At 45.4% G+C, this 2,119-nt stretch carries 2 protein-coding genes and 1 pseudogene; all 3 read right to left on the bottom strand.

Annotated features, from left to right (window positions below):
* Positions 1–276 (bottom strand): annotated as a pseudogene (locus J5224_RS25470) (MFS transporter); the annotation flags it as partial.
* Between the two features lie 313 nt (positions 277–589).
* Positions 590–1,348 carry a DeoR/GlpR family DNA-binding transcription regulator gene (locus J5224_RS25475; protein ID WP_264627993.1) on the bottom strand — a complete coding sequence of 253 codons (759 nt, stop codon included), beginning with the start codon at positions 1,346–1,348 and terminating at the stop codon, positions 590–592.
* A gap of 134 nt (positions 1,349–1,482) precedes the next feature.
* On the bottom strand, positions 1,483–2,119 hold a 637-nt coding region (locus J5224_RS25480; protein ID WP_264627994.1), incomplete at its 5' end, for an aldo/keto reductase.

Consider the following 2,119-nt stretch of genomic DNA (forward strand, 5'->3'; position numbering starts at 1 on the left):
CATGCGGAACGCTTTGCGTCTGCCAAGACAGTCGCCAATAAAACCGCCCAACAATGAACCTAGAAAATACCCCAGCATCAATGCGGACGTGAATGCCGCATTCAGGTAGTTGTTAGACCAACCGTTACTAACCAGTTTGGCTAACACCACATTGCCTGAATAACTGAGAAAACCGGTCAGTAATAAACTAAAACCAATAATGCCAAAAATACGATAATGAAACGTAGATACCGGTAAACGATCTAATCTCGTGCCAATGCCATCATGATGTTTCATGTTATTGCCTCAGTGCATTGCCTGGTCATATAAGGCTGATATAACCGTCATACTTCAAGTTGCCTGTGCGTTGGCTGCGTTCGTTCACCCGAATCACTTACCTGAGTAAGCTCATCGGGACTCACTCACTTGCCGCCTTCTTGCAACTCGAATTATTTAGGGTATAACGACAGAGAAGATGTCAGAACTGACAATCAGTATTTCTGTCGCTGTAGGGTATATCGCCTTATTTTTATTAATAATCACTCAGGCAATGCGCAAGGCATAAGATAACATTCACTCGATGTGCTCAATGAATGCGTATTTTACACATTCAAAATATCAGTTTTATATTATTCTTATGGCAAAAATCAACCCATTCATCGCCCGGTGTCTTATCGGTTATAATGTAATTTATATGACTAAAATCCACTAACTTGACGAACGCCTTTTTATCAAACTTCGAATGATCGATAAGCAGCGCCACTTCGGTGGCTTGCTGAATCATCGCCTTTTTGATTTCGGCTTCCGCTTCATTCGAATCAAGCGCACCGCTGTTCATATCCAATCCTTTACAGCTCATCACCATAATATCGACGTGATATTTTCCAATCACTTCTTTGGTAATGCGTCCTTGTAACGACAGCGTATTTTTATTCAGCTCACCGCCTGTCGAAACGACATTGATTTCTGACTGCGCCAATTCATGAAAGGCCTCTGTTGAATTGGTCAGTAGTGTCAGGTCGTTCCTTTCCTTTAACAGCTTTAATAATTCCACCACGGTAGTGCTGGAATCCGCAGCCATGGTTGTTTTGTGTTCGGTAAACGGCAGCGCGTTTAATGCGATAGCCTGTTTTTCTTCAATAAAAGATTTCGCTCTCTTATAGAAGTGCACATTCTCCGTCAGGCTGCTGGCGTTTAATACCGCACCGCCATAGGTTCGGGTGAGATATCCCTCACCTTCTAATTTCTCGAGATCCCGACGAATGGTTTCTTCCGTTACTTGAAAAAGATGACTCAAATGGGTCACGGTGACTTTCTTGTCATTTGCGACCATCTGTTTTATCGATTGAAGTCGATCTTTTGCTGCCACAGTAATACCCCTGTTTCCGTTAACAACATGATATTTGCGTATTATGTCACATACCATATGTACTTTCAAAAAAACATGTCTGAATCACAGAAAAATCATGTCTTTTTATATTGAAACAGAGGTAACTGTCGCGATTAATGTGACTTATCCAACGCTTCAGCCATTTCCCGCATCAGCGCCACATCCCCCTCTTCGAGGTGAATATTCGCCGCTTCCACATTTTCACGCACCTGCTGCGGTGATGTGGCCCCGCTTAAAATAGAAATCAGGTTGCTTTGAGCCAAGATCCAGGCCAGCGCCAGTGTGGGAACGGAGCACTGATACTTCTGGCACAACGGTTGCCATTGTTCCAACATAGCAATGACTCGCGTCATATTGCCCGGCTGGAACCACAGCTTGTTGGCCCGCGCACCGGTGGGAACATAATCGCGCGCAATGGTCCCGGTCAGCAGCCCTTGCTCTAACGGAGAGTAAACCTGCAACACAATGCCATGATGGCGGCACAGCGGCAGCAGATCCTGTTCCACCGCTCTGTCCAGCAGGCTGTATTTCGCCTGAACAATATCGAGATCGCCATATTTCAAATAGCTTTCGATATGGCTGGCATCGACATTGGCAGCACCAATGGCCTTGATTTTCCCTTCTTTCTTCAACGCATTGAGCGCGTCCATGGTTTCAGCGATCGGGGTAAAATAGGGCGGCACCGATTGCCAGTGCGTGATGTAGATATCGACAGCCTCAATGTTTAAGCGCGCCAGGCTGGCCTCAATT

It is taken from the genome of Candidatus Symbiopectobacterium sp. NZEC135, from assembly GCF_025962695.1.